This is a genomic window from Streptomyces sp. NPDC048196, assembly GCF_040652715.1.
In the GTDB taxonomy this organism is placed as follows: domain Bacteria; phylum Actinomycetota; class Actinomycetes; order Streptomycetales; family Streptomycetaceae; genus Streptomyces; species Streptomyces siderophoricus.
Window position 1 is genome coordinate 35,978 of record NZ_JBEZMM010000016.1, and the last position, 14,650, is coordinate 50,627.

12 protein-coding genes are annotated in these 14,650 nt (G+C 72.0%); 11 read left to right on the top strand and 1 reads right to left on the bottom strand.

The features are described 5' to 3' along the window. The first annotated feature begins 21 nt into the window (after positions 1 to 21). From AB0E02_RS18190 to AB0E02_RS18240, 11 genes are all read left to right on the top strand, one after another. Positions 22 to 711 carry an SDR family oxidoreductase gene (locus AB0E02_RS18190; protein ID WP_362140463.1) on the top strand — a complete coding sequence of 230 codons (690 nt, stop codon included), beginning with the start codon at positions 22 to 24 and terminating at the stop codon, positions 709 to 711. A 55-nt stretch (positions 712 to 766) separates the two neighbouring features. Then, positions 767 to 1,207: a MarR family transcriptional regulator gene (locus AB0E02_RS18195; RefSeq protein WP_362140466.1), complete on the top strand. Its 441-nt coding sequence runs from the start codon at positions 767 to 769 to the stop codon at positions 1,205 to 1,207. A gap of 99 nt (positions 1,208 to 1,306) precedes the next feature. Beyond that, the gene (locus AB0E02_RS18200) at positions 1,307 to 2,725 is read left to right on the top strand and encodes a DHA2 family efflux MFS transporter permease subunit (protein WP_362140469.1); all 1,419 of its coding nucleotides are present in this window, start codon (positions 1,307 to 1,309) and stop codon (positions 2,723 to 2,725) included. A gap of 84 nt (positions 2,726 to 2,809) precedes the next feature. Then, a complete protein-coding gene (locus tag AB0E02_RS18205; protein ID WP_362140472.1) occupies positions 2,810 to 3,823 on the top strand; it encodes a methionine synthase in 1,014 nt (337 codons plus the stop codon). A gap of 31 nt (positions 3,824 to 3,854) precedes the next feature. Then, the gene (gene ligA, locus AB0E02_RS18210) at positions 3,855 to 6,071 is read left to right on the top strand and encodes an NAD-dependent DNA ligase LigA (RefSeq protein WP_362140474.1); all 2,217 of its coding nucleotides are present in this window, start codon (positions 3,855 to 3,857) and stop codon (positions 6,069 to 6,071) included. A gap of 156 nt (positions 6,072 to 6,227) precedes the next feature. Then, on the top strand, positions 6,228 to 8,336 hold the full coding sequence (locus AB0E02_RS18215; RefSeq protein WP_310723970.1) for a bifunctional diguanylate cyclase/phosphodiesterase: 2,109 nt from the start codon (positions 6,228 to 6,230) through the stop codon (positions 8,334 to 8,336). Positions 8,337 to 8,934: 598 nt separating this feature from the next. Continuing rightward, entirely contained in the window at positions 8,935 to 9,231 is a 297-nt protein-coding gene (gene gatC, locus AB0E02_RS18220) for an Asp-tRNA(Asn)/Glu-tRNA(Gln) amidotransferase subunit GatC (protein ID WP_030799488.1), read from the top strand. Next, complete coding sequence (gatA, locus tag AB0E02_RS18225; protein WP_362140477.1) at positions 9,228 to 10,730, top strand: Asp-tRNA(Asn)/Glu-tRNA(Gln) amidotransferase subunit GatA; 1,503 nt, start codon at positions 9,228 to 9,230, stop codon at positions 10,728 to 10,730. The genes gatC and gatA overlap by 4 nt, the downstream gene beginning before the upstream one ends. A gap of 91 nt (positions 10,731 to 10,821) precedes the next feature. Beyond that, positions 10,822 to 11,064: a hypothetical protein gene (locus tag AB0E02_RS18230; protein WP_030412837.1), complete on the top strand. Its 243-nt coding sequence runs from the start codon at positions 10,822 to 10,824 to the stop codon at positions 11,062 to 11,064. A gap of 32 nt (positions 11,065 to 11,096) precedes the next feature. Beyond that, a complete protein-coding gene (gatB, locus tag AB0E02_RS18235; protein ID WP_362140481.1) occupies positions 11,097 to 12,605 on the top strand; it encodes an Asp-tRNA(Asn)/Glu-tRNA(Gln) amidotransferase subunit GatB in 1,509 nt (502 codons plus the stop codon). Between the two features lie 202 nt (positions 12,606 to 12,807). After that, positions 12,808 to 13,713 (top strand): LLM class F420-dependent oxidoreductase, encoded by a 906-nt coding sequence (locus AB0E02_RS18240; protein ID WP_362140484.1) that lies wholly within the window; start codon positions 12,808 to 12,810, stop codon positions 13,711 to 13,713. 68 nt (positions 13,714 to 13,781) lie between these two features. Here AB0E02_RS18240 and AB0E02_RS18245 read toward each other — a convergent pair whose 3' ends face one another. Beyond that, the gene (locus tag AB0E02_RS18245; protein WP_362140487.1) at positions 13,782 to 14,630 is read right to left on the bottom strand and encodes a hypothetical protein; all 849 of its coding nucleotides are present in this window, start codon (positions 14,628 to 14,630) and stop codon (positions 13,782 to 13,784) included. Positions 14,631 to 14,650: the final 20 nt, after the last annotated feature.

Below are 14,650 nucleotides of genomic sequence, written 5' to 3' on the forward strand. Positions count from 1 at the left end.
CGGCTCGTTAGGATCGGGCCCATGGGTACGCACTTGATCACGGGCGCAGGGTCGGGCATCGGAGCGGCGGTCGCACGGCGGCTGGCGGAGCGCGGCGAGGAGCTGTGGCTGCTGGCGCGCAGCGCGCCCCGCGCGAAGGAGCTGGCCGCGCAGTTCCCCACCGCCCATGTGATCGTGGGCGACCTGACCAACCCCGAGAAGCTGTCCTTCGCGCTCGGCCAGCAGTCGCTGCCGGACCGGATCGACTCCCTCCAGCACATCGCGGGCGTCATCGAGCTGGGCGCGGTCGGCGAGCTGCCGGCCAAGGCGTGGCAGCGGCAGCTCGCCGCCAACCTGGTGGCGCCGGCCGAGCTGACCCGGCTGCTGCTGCCGCTGGTGCGGCTGGCCAAGGGGCATGTGGTCTTCGTCAACTCCGGCGCCGGGCTGAACGCGCACGCCAACTGGAGCGCGTACGCGGCGAGCAAGCACGGCCTGAAGGCGCTGGCCGACTCCCTGCGGGCGGAGGAGCACGGCAACGGCGTGCGGGTGACCTCGGTCTACCCGGGGCGCACGGCCACGCCGATGCAGGAGAGCACCCACCAGCAGGAGGGCAAGGCGTACGACCCGTCCCGCTGGATCGACCCCGAGTCGGTGGCCACCGCGATCCTCGCCGCCGTCGACCTGCCGCGGGACGCGGAGATCAACGACGTCTCGGTGCGCCCGGGACGCTGAGGTTGGTGGCCCAGGGGGCCGCCGGAGGGCCGCCGCGGCGACGTACGCTGCAAGAGTGACCACTGAAGCGAAGTCGACCGCGGCGGCGGGGTGCGGGTTCCGGGAGATCCGGGGACTGGTGACCGAACTGAGCCGCCGGCTGGACGCCCATCAGCGCAGCCGGATCGCCGAGCTGGACCTGACCCCGACGCAGGCCAAGGCGCTGGAGGAGCTCGGCGAGCCGAAGACCGCGCGGGAGCTGGCCGGGGTGCTCTGCTGCGAACCGCCCAATGTCACCTATGTCATCTCCAAGCTGGAGAAGCAGGGCATGGTGGTGCGGCAGCCGCATCCGCTCGACGGCCGGGCCAAGCAGCTCGTACTGACCGAGGCGGGGCGGGAGTTGCGGCTCGACCTGCTGCGCCGGATGGGCACCGCGTCGCCGCTGGACCACCTCACGCACGAGGAGCGGGCCGCGTTCCGTGACGACCTGCTGAAGGCCCTGGGGCGGGGCGACTGATCCCTGCGCCGGGAGGGCGCCGGCGGTTCCGTATGCCTTTCGTAAAGTTATAGCTGTAACCATTGCGCCGAGTGATGGTTACAGCTTTAACTGCATTGCATGATCACTGAGAAGGCGACGGCGCGCGACTCGGCGCGCAAGACCTCCGAGGCGCCGGCCGCACCGGTCACCCCGGCGGCCCGTGGTGGGCTCCAACTCCTCGTCCTGGCCCTCGGATTCGTGATGGCCAGCCTGGACACCGGCATCATGAACGTCGCGGCACACGACCTGCGGGCCCGCCTCGGCCTGAGCATGGCCGGCCTGACCTGGGTCGTCGACGGCTATGTCCTCGCCTTCGCCGCGCTGCTGCTGCTCGCCGGCTCGCTGGCGAAGCGGTACGGCGCCCGCCGTATCTACCTCGTCGGGCTCGCCGCGTTCACCGCCGCCTCCCTGCTCGGCGCGGTGGCCCCGGACGGCACCGTCCTGGTGGCGGCCCGCTTCGCCCAGGGCATCGGCGCCGCGCTGTTCATGCCCAGCTCGCTGTCGCTGCTGATGAACGCCTTCCCCGAACCCGCCCGCCGGGCCAGGATCCTCGGCATCTGGTCGGCGATCGTCTCCACCTCCGTGGGGCTCGCCCCGACCATCGGCGGCCTCCTGGTCGGCACCCTGGGCTGGCGCTCCATCTTCCTGGTCAACCTCCCCATCGGCATCGCCGGGCTGCTGCTCACCCGCCGGGTGATCGCGGCGGTCCCGGCCCGCGGTTCGGCGCTCGGCGGCACCGGCCACGTCCTCGGGCTGGTCGCCCTCGGATCGCTCAGCTACGCCCTCATCGAAGGACCGGACCAGGGCTGGTCCGCGCCGCTCGTGCTGGGCGCCTTCGCGCTCACCGTGGTCGCGGTGGCCGGTTTCGTCCTCCGGGAACGGACCGCCCGTACGCCGATCCTCCCGGCCGCGCTCTTCTCGGACAGCCGGTTCTCGGCGGCCAACGTGGTCGGCTTCCTCTTCAACTTCGCCTTCTATGGCGCCCTGTTCGTCCTCGGGCTGTTCCTCCAGACGGCCCGCGGCGCGAGCGCGGTGACCGCCGGCCTCCAGATGCTCCCGGCCGTGCTGATCCTGCCGTTCGGCAACATGCTCTACGCCCGGATCGGGCACCGTCTCGGCAACCGGACCGCGCTCACCGCCTCCCTCGCCGTCTCCGCCGCCGGATATGTCGTGCTCTTCCTGATCGTCCGGCCCGGACTGCCGTACTGGGTCCTCGCGGTGGTCCTCGCCGTCACCAACATCGGCAGCGGGATCAGCTCCCCGGCACTGACCGGCGTCCTGATGGAGGCCGCCGGCCGCGAGCACGCCGACATCGGCAGCGCCACCCTCAACGCCAACCGCCAGATCGGCTCGCTGGTCGGCATCGCCGGGATGGGCGCGGTGCTCACCGCGGCCGGCGGCGGGCACCCGGGCGCCCGGGCCGCCTTCGCCCTCACCGCCGGAGCGCTGGCGGTGGCCGCGGTGACCGGCTGGCTGGGCGTACGCGGCCGGCGGTGACGCGACGCCCGTCCCGCGGGCGGGCGCGTGCGGCGGCGGGCCCGGGGTACGCACCCCGCGCCCGCCGCCGCATACCCTTCCGGGGTGAGCGAGAACAGCACGTACGAGTGGGCAGCGGGCGCGGCGACCGGTATCGGGTCGATGCCCGGCGGGGACGCGCGGGAGGCGGCCAAGACCGTCACCGGGTCGCTGGAGACCTTCCCGTATCTGCCGGAGCTCCCGGCGCGGGGCCCCGGCGCCGACATGATCGGACGCACCCTGGGGATGCTCGTCGAGGTCTACGGCCATGTGGAGCCCAGCGGCTGGCGGATCAGCGACCGGCCCGGCCGGGACACCCGGCGGGCGCACTCCTGGCTCGGCGAGGACCTCGACGCCCTGGAGGAATTCACCCAGGGCTACCAGGGCCCGCTGAAGGTCTCCGCGGTCGGCCCCTGGACGCTGGCCACCGCCCTGGAACTGCGCAACGGCGAGGCCGCGCTCAGCGACCCCGGCGCCTGCCGGGACCTCGCGGCGTCGCTGGCGGAGGGGCTGCGCGGCCACCTCGCGGACGTCCGGCGCCGGGTGCCGGGCGCCGAGGTCGTCCTCCAGCTCGACGAGCCCTCCCTGACCGCGGTGCTCCAGGGGCGGGTCAGGACGGCGAGCGGGTACCGGACCCACCGGGCCGTGGACCGGGCCGTGGTCGAGGGCGCGCTGCGCGATCTCGTGGCGGTGGCGCAGGGCGGGCCCGTGGTCGTCCACTCCTGCGCGCCCGAGGTGCCGTTCGGGCTGCTGCGGCGGGCCGGCGTCACGGGCATCTCGTTCGATTTCGCGCTGCTCACCGAGCGTGAGGAGGAGGCGATCGGGGAAGCCGTCGAGAGCGGTACGGCGCTGTTCGCGGGCGTGGTGCCGGGCGTGGACGGCCGATTGTCAGACCCTGCCGGTAGCGTCATGGGTGTCAGGACGCTCTGGCGCAGGCTGGGGCTGGCACCGGGGACTCTCGGCGAGTCCGTGGTCGTCACCCCGTCGTGCGGGCTCGCGGGCGCTTCGCCCGGATATGCCCGCTCGGTGCTCGCCCATTGCGTCCGGGCGGCGAGGTCGCTCGCAGACAACCCTGAGTGACCGCACTCAAGGACCACGGGAGGACAAGACGGTGGCTGGCGAACAGCACGCAGCGCAATCCAAGGTGCCCACAGCGGCGCGGGAGAAGCACGCGCAGCTCGCTGAGCAGATCGAGGAGCACCGATTCCGCTATTACGTGAAGGACGCTCCGGTCATCAGCGACGCCGAGTTCGACCGGCTGCTGCGCTCCCTGGAAGCACTGGAGAACGAGCACCCCGAGCTGCGCACCCCGGATTCCCCGACCCAGAAGGTCGCCGGTGCGTACGCAACCGAATTCACCGAGGTCGCGCACCGCGAGCGGATGCTCTCGCTCGACAACGCCTTCGACCAGGAGGAGTTGGCGGCCTGGGCGGAGCGGCTCGCCGGTGAGCTGGGCGGCGCCCCCAAGGGCGCGGGCTACCACTTCCTGTGCGAGCTCAAGGTCGACGGCCTCGCCGTCAACCTCACCTACGAGCACGGCCGGCTGACCCGCGCCGCCACCCGCGGCGACGGCCGCACCGGCGAGGACATCACCCCCAATGTCCGGACGATCGCCGACATCCCCAACCGCCTGAAGGGTGACCGGATTCCGGCCCTGGTCGAGGTGCGCGGCGAGGTCTACTTCCCGATGGAGAAGTTCCTCCAGCTCAACGAGCGGCTGGTGGCCGACGGCAAGCCGCCGTTCGCCAACCCCCGTAACGCCGCGGCCGGTTCGCTGCGCCAGAAGGACCCCAAGATCACGGCCAGTCGCCCGCTGCACATGGTCGTCCACGGCCTCGGCGCCCGCGACGGCCTGGAGATCGACCGGCTCTCGGAGGCGTACGGCCTGCTGAAGGAGTGGGGCCTGCCGACGGCCACCCACAACAGGGTCGTCGACTCCCTCGAAGCGGTACGGGAGTTCATCGCCCACTACGGCGACCCCGAGACCCGCCGCACGGCCGTGGAGCACGAGATCGACGGCGTGGTCGTCAAGCTGGACGAGATCCGCCTCCAGGGCCGGCTGGGCTCGACGTCCCGCGCCCCGCGCTGGGCGATCGCCTGGAAGTACCCCCCGGAGGAGGTCAACACCAAGCTGGTGGACATCCGGGTCGGCGTCGGCCGCACCGGCCGGGTCACGCCGTACGCCGTGGTCGAGCCGGTCACGGTCGCCGGGTCCGAGGTGGAGTTCGCGACCCTGCACAACCAGGACGTGGTCAAGGCCAAGGGGGTGCTGATCGGGGACACCGTCGTGATCCGCAAGGCCGGCGACGTCATCCCCGAGATCCTGGGCCCGGTGGTCGACCTGCGGGACGGCACCGAGCGGGAGTTCGTGATGCCGGCCGAGTGCCCCGAGTGCGGCACGGCCCTGCAGCCCGCCAAGGAAGGCGACATCGACCTGCGGTGCCCCAACAACCGCTCCTGCCCCGCGCAGATCCGTGAGCGGCTGTTCTACCTCGCCGGCCGCAAATGCCTGGACATCGAGAATTTCGGATATGTCGCGGCCACCGCGCTGAGCCAGCCGCTGGAGCCCGCCGAGGCGCCGCTGAAGGACGAGGGCGATCTGTTCGGCCTCTCCGTCGAGCAGTTGCTGCCCATCAAGTCGTACGTCCTCGACCCCGATTCCGGGCTGCCCAAGCGCGACCCGAAGACCGGCGAGGAGAAGGTCGTCACGTTCTTCGCCAACCAGAAGGGCGAGCCGAAGAAGAACACCCTCGCGATGCTGGAGAACATCCAGGCCGCCAAGGAGCGCCCGCTGGCCCGCATCCTGACCGGTCTGTCCATCCGGCACGTGGGGCCCGTGGCGGCCGAGGCGCTGGCGCGGGAGTTCCGCTCGATCGACCGCATCCGGGACGCGGACGAGGCCGAGCTGGCCGCCGTGGACGGCGTCGGGCCCACCATCGCCGCGTCGTTGAAGCAGTGGTTCACCGAGGACTGGCACCGCGGGGTCATCGAGAAGTGGCGGGCCGCCGGCGTCCGGATGGAGGAGGAGCAAACGGGTGAGGAGGGCCCGCGCCCCCTCGAAGGCGTCACCGTCGTCGTAACGGGCACACTTCAGTCACACACAAGAGATGGCGCGAAAGAGGCCCTCCAGAACCTCGGAGCGAAGGTGACCGGTTCCGTTTCGAAGAAGACCGGTTTCGTAGTGGTGGGCGACAACCCCGGTTCGAAGTACGACAAGGCGATGCAGTTGAAGGTCCCGGTACTGGACGATGACGGCTTCGCGGTGCTGCTGGAACAGGGTCCCGAGGCGGCACGAGCGGTAGCTGTCACTCCGCCTGAGGAGGAGTGAGGTGTCACCCCATCGGCGCATACCAGATTGATCCAGGATGCCGGGTCGCATTCGGGCAACCGTCGGCGATCGCTGCCCGCGGCGGCCTTCCGCGGCCTACTGTTGAGGAGTGCGCCTGCCGTGGCGCGGGCACAGCCGGCTGTGAGAGGGATCGGAATGAAACCGACCGACAGCGCCGCTCCGGCGTCGCGGCTCCGGCAGCTCGTCGTGCCCGCGTTGCCCGCGGCCATCGTCACCGTGGCGAGCCTCGCGCTCGCCACGGGCGTGTTCCGGACTCTGGGCGTAGGTGACGCGCTGTTCCCCGGAGGCTCGGTGGGATGGTCGCTGGCGATCCTGACCGGCGTCATCGTCGGCCACCTGGTCGCCCTCGGCCGCGACCGCTGGTGGGGCGGCACGGGCTCCGGCGCGGCGCTCGCCCTCGCCGTCCTGCTGCTCTACGGCTGGGTCCCGGCCACCCTCGTCAGCCTCTCCGTCGTCGTGCTGGTCGGCGCCGCCCGCCGGCACCGCTGGCGGCAGGCCGTGGTGCACGGCGCCGTCGACGTCCTCGGCATCGGCGCCGCGGCGCTCGGCCTCGCCGCGTTCGGCGTGGTCTCCACCGTCCGCCAGCCGTGGACCCCGCTCGCCTGGGACCTCTCCGTCCTCCCCGAAGTGGTCGTCACCGCGGGCGGCTATCTGTTCGTCAGCCGCGGCCTGCTGTGGCTCAGCCTCACCCCGCGCAGCGGCCAGCTCCCCGCCATCCCCCGCACCGCGGTCGTCCGCCAGGCGCTGGTCGGCATCGCCCTGCTCGGCATCGCCCCGCTGATCGCCGTCTGCGCGGTCAACGCCCCGCTGCTGCTGCCGCTGTTCGCGGTGCCGCTGATCGCGCTGGACTCCACCCTCTGGATAGCCCGGGCCCGCGCCGAGGAGCAGCTGCGCGACCCGCTCACCGGACTGCCCAACCGCCAGTGGCTGCTGGAGCGCACCTGGACCGCGCTGGACGAGGCCGAGCGGATCGGCGCCCGCTCCGCCCTGGTCCTCATCGACCTGGACCGCTTCCGCTCCGTCAACGACACCCTCGGCCACCTCGCCGGCGACCGCCTGCTGCTGCAGATCGCCGACCGGCTGCGGCACGCCCTGCCGCGCGGCGCCGAGGCGGCCCGGCTCGGCGGCGACGAGTTCGCCGTCCTGCTGCCCACCACCGACTCCCTCACCAGCTCCCAGCGGGTGGCCCGCAATCTTGTCGCCGCCCTCAGTTCGCCGCTGGACCTCGACGGTCTGACCCTCGTGCTCGAAGCCAGCGCGGGGGTCGCCGTCTTTCCCGACCACGCCCTGGACGCCGAAGGGCTGCTGCGCCGCGCCGATGTGGCGATGTACCAGGCCAAGAGGGACCGCAGCGGCGTCGAGCTCTACGAGGCCAAGCGCGACGGCAACACCCCCGACCGGCTGGGCCTGCTGGGCGATCTGCGGCGCGCCCTGGACGCCGGTGACGTCGAGCTGCACTACCAGCCCAAGGTCGGATTCGACGGACATGTCGCCGGGCTGGAGGCGCTGGTCCGCTGGGTGCACCCCGACCGCGGCCGGGTGCCCCCCGACGAGTTCATCGCGATCGCCGAATCCTCCGGCCTGATGCCCCGGCTCACCGAGTACGTCCTCGAAACCGCGCTCGCCCAGGTGGCGCGCTGGCGCGCGATGGGCCTGGAGGTCCCGGTCGCGGTCAACGTCTCCCCCCGCGACGTGCACTCCCCGGGCTTCGCCGGCGCCGTCGCGGCCCGGCTCGCCCGACATCGCGTCCCACCGGGCGCCCTCCAACTGGAGATAACCGAGCACGTCCTGCTGGAGGATCCACAGCGGGCCGCCGACACGCTCGCCGGGCTCACCGCCCACGGCGTGAAGATGTCGCTGGACGACTTCGGCACCGGCTACTCCTCCCTCGTCCACCTCCGCCGCCTCCCGGTCAGCGAGCTGAAGATCGACCGTTCCTTCGTGGCCCGGCTGGCCGTCGACACGGAGGACGCCGAGATCGTCCGCTGCACCCTCGACCTGGCCCATTCGCTCGGCCTGCTGGTCGTCGCCGAGGGCGTGGAGGACGACGAGACCTGGGAACGGCTGCGCGACCTCGGCTGCGACGCCGTCCAGGGCTGGCTGGTGGCGGCCGCGATGCCGCCCGACGAGACCACGGCCTGGCTGAGGGCCCGCGGTGAGCACGGCTGGCACCGCGAATCGGAGACGGCCGCCCTGGCGGCGGAGAAGGCAGCCGAGCGCCCTTCGGGACAGGTCCTGAACTGACCCGGCCACCGGCCGTCCCGTGTCCCCGCTCCGAACCCACCCCAGCCGAGAACACCAGCGAAGCCGAAACGGACACCGAACCCGAGAACGCCGACGAAGCCGAAACCGAAGCCGACTGCGAAGCCGAAGCCGAAGCCGACCGCGAAACCGAAGCCACCAGCCAAGCCGAAGCCGAAGCCGAAGGCGACCGCGCCACCGAAGGCGACAGCGAAGCCGAAACCAGCCGCGAAGCCGAAGCCGACTGCGAAACCGAAGCCGAAGCCGCCAGCCAAGCCGAAGCCGAAGGCGACCGCGCCACCGGAGCCGACTGCGAAGCCGAAGCCGACGGCAGCCGGACCGAAGCCGCCGCAGAACCCGCGGAGAGCGGCGAACCGGAGGCCGACGGTGACCGGACCGACGGGCCCGACCAGGCCCCCGGGCCCCGCTGACCGGGGCGCGCCCGCCCGCCGGGCCGCGCCCCGGCGAAACGGTTTCGCGGCCGCTGACCCGTACGCCATAGGATTGGGCCGGAAAAAGTTCACCGGAGTGCTCGCCGAGATCACTCCACGGGGAACACTCCGCCCAGAACACTCCGCCAAGAACACCAGAGGATCTCTGCATGCCTGGCATCACGCGCGAGGAGGTCGCCCACCTCGCCCGGCTGGCACGTCTGGAGCTGAAGGACGAAGAGCTCGACCACTTCGCCACCCAGCTCGACGACATCATCGGCGCGGTCGCCCGCGTCTCCGAGGTCGCCGACCAAGACGTTCCGCCGACCTCCCACCCGCTGCCCCTGACCAACGTCATGCGGCCGGACGAGGTCCGTCCGTCGCTGACCCCCGAGCAGGCGCTCTCCGGCGCCCCGGCCCAGGAGCAGCAGCGTTTCAAGGTGCCGCAGATCCTGGGTGAGGAGTGACCGACATGGCCGACCTGATCAAGCTCACCGCCGCCGAGATCGCGGACAAGATCGCCGCCGGCGAGCTCACCGCCGTCGAGGTGACCGAGGCCCACCTGGCCCGCATCGAGGCCGTCGACGAGAAGGTGCACGCCTTCCTCCACATCGACCGCGAGGGCGCGCTCGCGCAGGCCCGCGCCGTCGACGAGAAGCGGGCCCGCGGCGAGAAGCTCGGCCCGCTGGCCGGCGTCCCGCTCGCGCTCAAGGACATCTTCACCACCGAGGGCGTCCCGACCACCGTCGGTTCCAAGATCCTCGAAGGCTGGCTGCCGCCGTACGACGCCACGGTCACCAAGAAGCTCAAGGCCGCCGACGTCGTCATCCTCGGCAAGACCAACATGGACGAGTTCGCCATGGGGTCCTCCACCGAGAACAGCGCCTACGGCCCGACCGGCAACCCCTGGGACCTGACCAAGATCCCCGGCGGCTCCGGCGGCGGCTCCTCCGCCGCCCTCGCCTCCTTCGAGGCCCCGCTCGCCATCGGCACGGACACCGGCGGCTCCATCCGCCAGCCCGCCGCCGTCACCGGCACGGTCGGCGTCAAGCCCACCTACGGCGGCGTCTCCCGCTACGGCATGGTCGCCTTCTCGTCCTCCCTCGACCAGGGCGGGCCCTGCGCCCGTACGGTCCTGGACGCCGCGCTGCTCCACGAGGTGATCGCCGGGCACGACCCGATGGACTCCACCTCCATCGACGCCCCCGTCCCGCCGGTCGTCGAGGCGGCCCGCAACGGCAGCGTCGAGGGCATGCGGGTCGGCGTCGTCAAGCAGTTCCGCGGCGAGGGCTACCAGGCCGGTGTCATCCAGCGCTTCGACGAGTCGGTCGCGCTGATGAAGGAGCTGGGCGCCGAGATCGTCGAGCTGGACTGCCCGTCCTTCGACCTCGCGCTCGCCGCGTACTACCTGATCGCGCCGTCCGAGTGCTCCTCCAACCTCGCCCGCTTCGACGCCATGCGCTACGGCCTGCGGGTCGGCGACGACGGCACGAAGTCCGCCGAGGACGTCACCGCCCTGACCCGCGAGGCCGGCTTCGGCCCCGAGGTCAAGCGCCGGATCATGCTCGGCACCTACGCGCTGAGCTCCGGCTACTACGACGCGTACTACGGCTCCGCCCAGAAGGTGCGGACGCTGATCACCCGCGACTTCGAGAAGGCCTTCGAGCAGGTCGACGTGATCGTCTCGCCGACGACGCCGACCACCGCCTTCCCGATCGGCGAGCGTGCCGACGACCCGATGGCGATGTACCTCGCCGACGTGTGCACGCTCCCCGTCAACCTGGCAGGCAACGCAGCCATGTCGCTGCCCTGCGGCCTGGCGCCCGAGGACGGGCTGCCGGTGGGCCTGCAGATCGTCGCCCCCGCCATGAAGGACGACCGGCTCTACAAGGTCGGCGCCGCGGTCGAGGCAGCGTTCACCGCCAAGTGGGGTCACCCGCTGCTTGAGGAGGCACCGGCACTGTGAGCGTCGCACCCGCGGCCGCCGGGCCGCAGGCAACTACGACAGCCGCACCTCTGCGCCGCGGGGGCGGAGAAGCGAACGAGGAGGCAGCACTGTGAGTGGAAAGCTCGCCAAGGCCAAGGGCTTCAAGAAGTCCAAGCCCGGCACGTACCTGTCCATCGGCACCACGCTGTTCGGCGCGGTGAGCGTCGTCAAGCAGGCGAAGAAGGCGCGGGTGGAGCAGGACACGCTCCAGCTGGTCGACGCCGTCGTCTCCGCCGCCGCCATCGTCACCGGCGTCGCCCTGCTCATCCGCGAACTGCGCCGTCTGGGCGACGACGACGTCCTCGCGGACTGACCGGCGCCGGACCCTGAGAGGTTAGTTTCACCGTGACTGTCACCGACCTGGTGTCGTACGAGGACGCGCTGGCCGCCTACGACCCCGTCATGGGGCTCGAGGTCCACGTCGAACTCGGCACCAAGACCAAGATGTTCTGCGGGTGTTCCACCGCCCTCGGCGCCGACGCCAACGCGCAGACCTGTCCCACCTGCCTCGGCCTGCCCGGCTCGCTCCCGGTCGTCAACGCGACCGGCGTCGAGTCGGCGATCAAGATCGGCCTGGCGCTCAACTGCAAGATCGCGGACTGGTGCCGCTTCGCCCGGAAGAACTACTTCTATCCGGACATGCCGAAGAACTTCCAGACCTCCCAGTACGACGAGCCGATCGCCTTCGACGGCTACCTCGACGTACAGCTGGAGGACGGCGAGGTCTTCCGGGTGCACATCGAGCGCGCCCACATGGAGGAGGACACCGGCAAGTCGACGCACGTCGGCGGCGCCACCGGCCGCATCCACGGTGCCCGGCACTCCCTCCTGGACTACAACCGCGCCGGCATCCCGCTCATCGAGATCGTCACCAAGCCCATCGAGGGCGCGGGCGAGCGGGCCCCCGAGGTCGCCAAGGCGTACGTCGCCGAACTCCGCGAGCTCATCAAGGCGCTCGGCGTCTCCGAGGCCCGCATGGAGCAGGGCCAGATGCGCTGCGACGTGAACCTCTCGCTGCGCCCCAACGGCACCGAGAAGTTCGGCACGCGTTCGGAGACCAAGAACGTCAACTCCCTGCGCTCCGTGGAGCGGGCGGCCCGCTTCGAGATCCAGCGGCACGCCGCGGTGCTCTCCTCCGGCGGCACGATCGTCCAGGAGACCCGTCACTTCCACGAGGAGGACGGCTCCACGACGCCCGGCCGGATCAAGGAGGAGGCGGAGGACTACCGCTACTTCCCCGAGCCGGACCTGGTGCCGGTGGCCCCCTCCCGCGAGTGGGTCGAGGAACTGCGTGCGACCCTGCCCGAACTGCCGCGCCTGCGCCGCAACCGCCTCCGCGAGGAGTGGGGCGTCAGCGAGCACGACATGCAGTCGATCCTCAACGCGGGTGCGGTCGACCTGATCGTCGCCACCGTCGAGGCCGGTGCGGACGCCGCCGCGGCCCGTAAGTGGTGGATGGGCGAACTGGCCCGCCGCGCCAACGAGGACGGCGTGGAGCTCGCGGCCCTGCCGATCACCCCCGAGCAGGTCGCCCGGGTCGCCGAGCTGGTCGCCAAGGGCGATCTGAACGACAAGCTGGCCCGTCAGGTCATCGAGGGCGTTCTCGCCGGCGAGGGCGCCCCGGACGAGGTCGTCGAGAAGCGCGGCCTGAAGGTCGTCTCCGACGAGGGCGCCCTGGGCACCGCCGTCGACGAGGCGATCGCCGCCAACGCCGCCATCGCCGACAAGATCCGCGGCGGCAAGGTGGCCGCGGCCGGCGCCCTGGTCGGCGCGGTCATGAAGGCCACCCGCGGCCAGGCCGACGCGGCCCGCGTGCGCGAGCTGATCCTGGAGAAGCTGGGCGTCGAGGGCTGATCCCGCTCTGCCTGGTTGTCTGCTCCAGCGGCCGTCCTCCTCCGGGAGGGCGGCCGCTTCGCGTACGACCGGATGATGCGGGCGACCGGATGACGCGGGCGCGGAATGCCGGGCCCCGGCCGGACGCTGTGCAAAAGTACGGATCTTCATCCCTCAGCCAGTGGAGGAACGGGTGCCGGAGCAAAGGGCGCAGGAGGAACGCGTGCAGCACGAGGGTCTCGCCGCACGGATCGGCCGGGTCGGGGTCTGGCACGGTGGACTCGGCCGGGAACCGGCGGCGACCGCCCGCCGGGCAGCCGCGGAGATCGAGCAACTCGGTTACGGCGCCCTGTGGTTCGGCGAAGGTCCCGCCACCAAGGAGGCGTTCAGCCACGCCGGACTCCTCCTCGCCGCCACCGAACGCCTCACCGTCGCCACCGGCATCGCCAACATCTGGGGCCGCGACGCCGCAGCGGCGAACGGCGCCGCACACACCCTCGCCGAGGCGTACGACGGCCGCTTCGTCCTCGGCCTCGGCGCCAGCCACGCCCCGATCGTCAGCCTCCGCGGCCACATCTACGCCAAGCCGCTGGCCGCGATGCGCGGGTACCTCGACGCGCTGGACCGCGCCCCCTACGAGGGTCCGATCACCGACCCCGCACCGCCCCGCGTCCTGGCGGCCCTCGGCCCCAAGATGCTCGAACTCGCCCGGGACCGCGCGGCCGGCGCCCACCCGTACTTCGTCCCCACGGAGCACACCGCCCGCGCCCGCGAGACGCTCGGGCAGGGCCCGCTGCTCGCCCCCGAACAGGCCGTCCTCCTGGAGACCGACCCGGCCAAGGCCCGTGCCCTGGCCCGCGAGCACCACACCCGCTTCTACCTGCAACTCCCCAACTATGTGGGCAATCTGCGCCGCTTCGGCTTCGACGACGACGACTTCACGGGCGGCGGCAGCGACCGCCTGGTCGACGCGCTCGTCGCATGGGGTGACGTGGACGCCGTCCGGCGCCGCGTCCAGGACCACCTCGACGCGGGCGCCGACCATGTCGCGATCCAGCCCTTGGCCGCCGACCGGGGGCTGGGGCTGGACCAACTCCGGGAGCTGGCCCCGGCGTTGATCGAGGGCTGAGCTCGGGAGAGCGGCCGGCGCCCGTCGCGCAAGGGCAGGGAGCGAACGCGGCTCTTTACGCCCCCCGGTCAGACGGTGTGGTGTGCGCCGGTCCGCTCGGGCGGGGTGTCCTTGTGGCTGATCGCCAGGTAGCCCACGAGCAGCACGATCGGCACCGTGAGCGCGAGCGTGGCCGGCCCCGTCCCCCAGCCGAGGCCACCGCGAGCGGTGGAGACGCCCATCCAGTCGGCGAAGGAGGCCCCGAGCGGGCGGGTCAGCACGTACGCCCCCCAGAAGGCGGCGACGGCGTTCAGCCCGAGGAACCGCCCGGACAGCGCGGGCACCGCGATGAGCACGGCGAACAGCACGCCGGAGGGGAGGTATCCCAGGTGGAAGGTGCCCGCGGTGAGGTCGCCCACCGCGGTGCCGAGCGCGAAGGTGGCGAGCACCGTCGCCCAGTAGAACGTCTCCCGGCGGCGGGTGTGGACGCTGTGGATCGAGAGCGTCCCCTCGGCCCGGTACCAGGACGTCAGGAGGACTGTCAGCGCGACGGTGAAGGCGACCGCCGAGACCGTGTAGGGGATGCCGGCCATGACATGCACGACGTCGGCGGCCATCGTGCCGAACACGCTGACCATGACGATCGCGGACCAGTACGTCCAGGGCCGGTAGCGGGCGGCCCGGAACTGGAGGACCAGGAACAGCAGGAAACCGGCCAGTCCGAGGCAGCCCGCCGGTATCGGCCCGAGCGTCCGGCCGAGGTAGTCCGAGGCCGTCTCGCCCATGCCGGTGGTGAGCACCTTCACTCCCCAGAACAGGGCCGTGACCTGCGGTACCTTGCTCCAGCCGGGGCCCTGTCCCGCCTGGGGCAGGGGCTCGTGACCCCACCCTTCCCCCGTGGTGGGCAGGGTCGTTGCCCCACCGGTCGACTGCGTCATCGTTCCGTCCGCCCTCCCGG

Bases quoted from the DNA above. Each gene is read 5' to 3' on its own strand.
- AB0E02_RS18245 (WP_362140487.1), bottom strand. From the start codon at position 14,630: ATGACGCAGTCGACCGGTGGGGCAACGACCCTGCCCACCACGGGGGAA.
- gatC (WP_030799488.1), top strand. From the start codon at position 8,935: ATGCCTGGCATCACGCGCGAGGAGGTCGCCCACCTCGCCCGGCTGGCA.
- AB0E02_RS18190 (WP_362140463.1), top strand. From the start codon at position 22: ATGGGTACGCACTTGATCACGGGCGCAGGGTCGGGCATCGGAGCGGCG.
- AB0E02_RS18200 (WP_362140469.1), top strand. From the start codon at position 1,307: ATGATCACTGAGAAGGCGACGGCGCGCGACTCGGCGCGCAAGACCTCC.
- AB0E02_RS18215 (WP_310723970.1), top strand. From the start codon at position 6,228: ATGAAACCGACCGACAGCGCCGCTCCGGCGTCGCGGCTCCGGCAGCTC.